The sequence below is a fragment of the Leucobacter soli genome (assembly GCF_042659205.1).
GTDB classification, from domain to species: Bacteria; Actinomycetota; Actinomycetes; order Actinomycetales; family Microbacteriaceae; genus Leucobacter; species Leucobacter soli.
In genome coordinates this window covers 1-4,242 of the sequence record NZ_JBHSRW010000200.1, presented here as the reverse complement: position 1 = coordinate 4,242, position 4,242 = coordinate 1, and the positions used below count along the sequence as shown (strand labels likewise).

Here is a 4,242-nt window from a genome sequence, read left to right as displayed (position 1 = left end):
CGGTCGCCGCGCGGTGCTGCGCGTGGCCTGCACGCACGGGTACCTCTGGGTCAAGGTGGTGCGCCCGAGCCGCGTGGAGCGGGTCGTCGAGGCGCATCGCGTCTGCTCCGAGGCGGGCATTCCCGTGCCGGCGCTCCTCATGTGGTCGCCGGACGGCGTGATCGTCTGCGAGACCGCGGACGGGCGCCCGGCCGCCGAGACCGAGTGGCGGGCCGACGCACTGCTCGACGAGGTCGACGAGCTACGACTACGGCTGGCCTCGGTACGTACAGAGCGGCCGGTGCGCGGCATACGTTCGCGACTCGACTGGTACGCCTCGCGGCTCGGGCGTGCAGCGGTGGACGCCGCGGGAGATGCACGGGCCGTGGCGGAGATCGATGCGCTCGTCGAGCGCGCCCGGCGCGGGATCGCGGCGGCCGTCGACCGGGCTCCGCTCGTGCCCGTGCACGGGGACCTGCACTTCGGTCAGCTGTTCCTCGGCGATGCGGGACGCATCGCCGGCGTGATCGATGTCGACACGCTCGGGCTCGGCGATCGCGCGGAGGATCCCGCAGCGTTTCTCGGGCACGCGATCGCGAGCGCACTCCTGACGGAATCCGAACTCGCGCTCCGTGTCTGGGAGCTCGCCGACGCCGCAGCCGAGCGCTGGGGGAGCGACCCCCTGGTCCCACCGCTGACGGCCGTGCATCTGCTCGGTCACGCGCTGGGCGCAACGGACCGAGGAGACGAGCGGATGCGCGCGGCGCTGCTCCGGATCGCGCTGGCCGTCATGGACGGGCGGCCCCCGTCGGAGGGGGCGAGATGAGAGGCCTCTCATGAACCCCTTGCATACGGCTTAGAGGCGTCGGCGAGGATGGATGCAGACGTAGGAGACGGCCCGTCGAGGCCCGACATTGAGGAGATTCTCATGGACAAGAAGAAGTGGATCGCCTATGGAGTGACCGGTGCCGCCGGCATCGCCCTCGTAGCAGGCGGGGCGGTCGCCGCCGCGCAGGCGATGGAGATCAGGACCGTCGACGGCGAGTCGCTCCCCGGTGGCGCGATCGTGCACGACGGCACGGTGACCGCGGACAAGGGATCGATCGACCAAGGCAAGATCGAGCTGCGCACCTCGGGAAGCTCCGTCTCGGTCGTGACCCCGCCCTCGGTGAACTCGGTGCCTTCGGTCCACACACCGGTCTCGCAGGCCTCGCCGGTCACCCCGCCGTCGCCGGTGACGCCGCCCAGCCCGATCTCGGTGCCCAGCCCGGCCTCCGCGCCCAGCGCGGCCTCGGTCGCCTCGGCACCGTCGAACTGAGCGTCGTCGAACTGAGCGTCGTCTAGCCGAACCGAGCGCGGGCGACGTGGCCGGCACCGAACCGAGCCGCCGCCCCTTCCGGGCGGCGGCTCGCTCGTTCGAGCGGCGGTTCACTCCTCCGGGCGGAAGCGCTGCCAGACCTCGGGGAAGATCTCGTTGACCTGCTCGAAGAACGCGATCGAGGTGCTCACCGCGCACACCAGCTGCTGCGTGAGCTGGCCGTCAGTGATGCCCTGCTCGTAGTCGACGTTGTGCTCCGTGAGGATGTGCAGCGCCCCGTCGTCATCGAAACGGGTGTAGGCCTTCGGCCAGATTTGCTCGGCGTTCCAGGTGTTGCAGAGCTCGACCGCGCGGGTGAAGTCGGCGAGCTCGAGTTCGCCGCGCCAGGTGCCGCGGATGCAGAGCAGCTCGTCGCTTTCCCCCGTGGCGAAGAAGAAGAACGTGGCGAGCTCCCAGTCGCCGCCGATGTCTCCGTCTCCGTCGACGCCGTAGGACCAGCCCTCGCGCTCGAGAGCGGCCTTGATCCGATCCTTCGACAGCGGCGCCAGGCCACCGGTGCCGGCGAGCACCGGCACTCCGTCCTGCATGAAGAACTCCATCTGCGTTCCTTTCGTTCCGATGCTCTCAGGGTATGCCACCGCGGTTACAGCCGAATGAGAACGGACGGACGGAGCTCTCCGGCGACGTCAGTCGCGCCGCCGAGGCGGCAGCTCGCTGACCAGCACGCCGGCGACGATGAACGCGGCGCCCAGCAGCACGTACCACGGGAGGGCATCGCCGGCGAGCCAACCGAGGAGCCCGGCCCAGACCGGCTCGCCCGAATAGATGATGGTGGCGCGGGTCGCCGAGACGTGCCGCTGCGCCCACGTCATCGTGTACTGGATGAGCATGCTGATCGCACCGAGTCCGACGGCCGGTATGAACCAACGCCAATCGAACACGGGGATGGACTCGCCAGTCACCGGCATCGCGAGGAAGCCGAGCGCGCCGGCCGTGAGCAGCTGCACAACGGTGACGCGCCGCAGGTCCACTCGAGGAGCGAAATGGCTGATGAGGATCACCTCGCCCGCCACCGCGACCGCGCCGATGATCGTCGCGGTCTCGCCGAGGCCCAGTTGGAGGCCGCTTACCCCCGGGCCGGCGAGCAGGAGCAGCCCGGCGAAGGCCAGGGCAACGCCTACGAGGCTCGCCCGGCCCGGTCGTCGGCGCAGGAAGAGCCACTGCATCAGGGGCACGAGCGGCACGTAGAAGGCGGTGATGAAGCCCGACATGCTGCTGGTGATGTGCTGCAGCCCGAAGGTCTGCAAGCCGTATCCGAGGAAGATGGCCACGCCGATCACCGCGCCGGCGCCGATCTCGTAGCCGGAGATGCCGCGGAGCGAGCGCCAGAAGACGGCCGCGGCGATCAGGCCCGCGACCAGGAACCGCACCCCGACGAAGAACATCGGACCGGCGTAGTCGACGGCGAAATGGATGATCAGGAACGTCGCGCCCCAGAGCGCGGTCACCCCGATCAGGGCGAGCTCGTGCCGACCGAGCCCGCCGACCCGGCCGTGCGAACCGATCACGGGGTCAGTCTTCGCCGTCGATGAACGTGCGGTAGCGCTCGCCGGCGGCCTGCGCCAGCTGTTCGGATGCGGCCTTGTCGGGTCCGGTTCCCTGGACGAGCACCGCTTCGCGGAAGTAGGCGAGCTCCTGGATGGACTCGGCGATGTCGGCCAGCGCCCGGTGGCCGCCGCGCTTCTCGGGAGCGGCGAAGAACGCCGCCGGGTACCAGCGGCGGGCGAGCTCCTTGATGGTGGACACGTCGATGCTCCGGTAATGGAGGCGCTCCTCGAGGAGCGGCATGTACTTGGCGATGAAGCGGCGGTCCATGCCGATCGTGTTGCCCGCGACGATCGGGCGCCGGCCCGGCGTGACATGGGCGGAGATGTACGTGATCACCTGCTGCTCGGCCTCAGCGACGCTCAGCCCGGTCTCGATCCGGGGCAGAAGCCCGGAATCGGTGTGCATCCGGCGCACGAAGTCGCCCATGTTCGCAAGCGCCTCGGCGCCGGGGTTGATCACGACCTCGAAACCAGGATGCTTCGGCTGCAGGTCGTAGTCGGTGACGATCACGGCGATCTCGCAGAGACCGTCGGCGTCGGGATCGAGGCCGGTCATCTCGCAGTCGATCCAGACGAGCTGATCGGCGGGAGCGTTCGACATGATTCATCCCTCCAGACGTGCAACCCGCTCAGTCTACTCGGGGCTCAGGCGCCGCTCTGCTTACTCGGGGCGCAGGCGCCCATCTGCGAGCCGCAGCACGCGATCGCTCATGTGCCGGATCACGTCGTCGTCGTGGGAGACGAGCAGATAGGACGTGCCGCGTCGCTCCTGCAGGTCGTCGAGCAGATCGAGCACTCGCGCCTGCACCGTGATGTCGAGGGCCGAGACCGGTTCGTCGAGCAGCAGCAGCAGCGGATCCCTGGCCAGCGCGCGCGCGATCGCGAGACGCTGCCGCTGGCCGCCGGACAGGGTCGCCGCCGGCCTCAGGAGCTCGGCCGCCGTGAGCCCCACCTCGTCTGAGAGCGTCAGGGTGCGTTCGCCGCGCTGCCGCCGATCGGTTCCGGCCGCACGCAGCGCATCGTGCAATACGGCGGAGCCCGAGGCCCCGACGGGGAAGGCGTCGAGGGGATCCTGCGGCACGAAGGCGATCCGCCGTCGCAGCTCCCGGCGGATCCGCCGATCCGCAGTCGCTCGATCGATGCCGTCGACGAGCACCGTGCCGGCGTCGGGCCGGTGCGGGCCGAGGGCGATGCGCAGCAGCGTGGTCTTCCCGGAGCCGGACTCCCCGACGAGGCCGACGCTCTCGCCCCTGCGGACGGCGAACGAGACGTCGTCGAGCACCGCGCGCGCGGTCTCGCCTCGACCGAAGGCCGCCGTCACGCCGTGCAGCTCGATCC

At 70.2% G+C, this 4,242-nt stretch carries 6 protein-coding genes; 2 read left to right on the top strand and 4 right to left on the bottom strand.

The window, feature by feature from the left end; translation table 11 throughout:
- Both ACFPZL_RS10660 and ACFPZL_RS10655 read left to right on the top strand, forming a co-directional pair.
- A partial coding sequence (locus tag ACFPZL_RS10660; RefSeq protein WP_382335370.1) for a phosphotransferase occupies positions 1-805 on the top strand: 805 nt, incomplete at its 5' end.
- A 102-nt stretch (positions 806-907) separates the two neighbouring features.
- Positions 908-1,297 (top strand): hypothetical protein, encoded by a 390-nt coding sequence (locus tag ACFPZL_RS10655; RefSeq protein WP_218114845.1) that lies wholly within the window; start codon positions 908-910, stop codon positions 1,295-1,297.
- Between the two features lie 110 nt (positions 1,298-1,407).
- On the opposite strand, the gene ACFPZL_RS10650 is transcribed toward ACFPZL_RS10655, so the two are convergent.
- The 4 genes from ACFPZL_RS10650 to ACFPZL_RS10635 all read right to left on the bottom strand — a co-directional run.
- Complete coding sequence (locus ACFPZL_RS10650; protein WP_218114844.1) at positions 1,408-1,896, bottom strand: YbjN domain-containing protein; 489 nt, start codon at positions 1,894-1,896, stop codon at positions 1,408-1,410.
- Between the two features lie 87 nt (positions 1,897-1,983).
- Complete coding sequence (locus ACFPZL_RS10645; RefSeq protein ID WP_236022002.1) at positions 1,984-2,865, bottom strand: DMT family transporter; 882 nt, start codon at positions 2,863-2,865, stop codon at positions 1,984-1,986.
- 4 nt (positions 2,866-2,869) lie between these two features.
- On the bottom strand, positions 2,870-3,505 hold the full coding sequence (gene orn / locus ACFPZL_RS10640; protein WP_218114843.1) for an oligoribonuclease: 636 nt from the start codon (positions 3,503-3,505) through the stop codon (positions 2,870-2,872).
- 60 nt (positions 3,506-3,565) lie between these two features.
- Positions 3,566-4,242, bottom strand: a 677-nt coding sequence (locus ACFPZL_RS10635; RefSeq protein ID WP_382335368.1) for an ABC transporter ATP-binding protein, incomplete at its 5' end; no start/stop codon positions are given.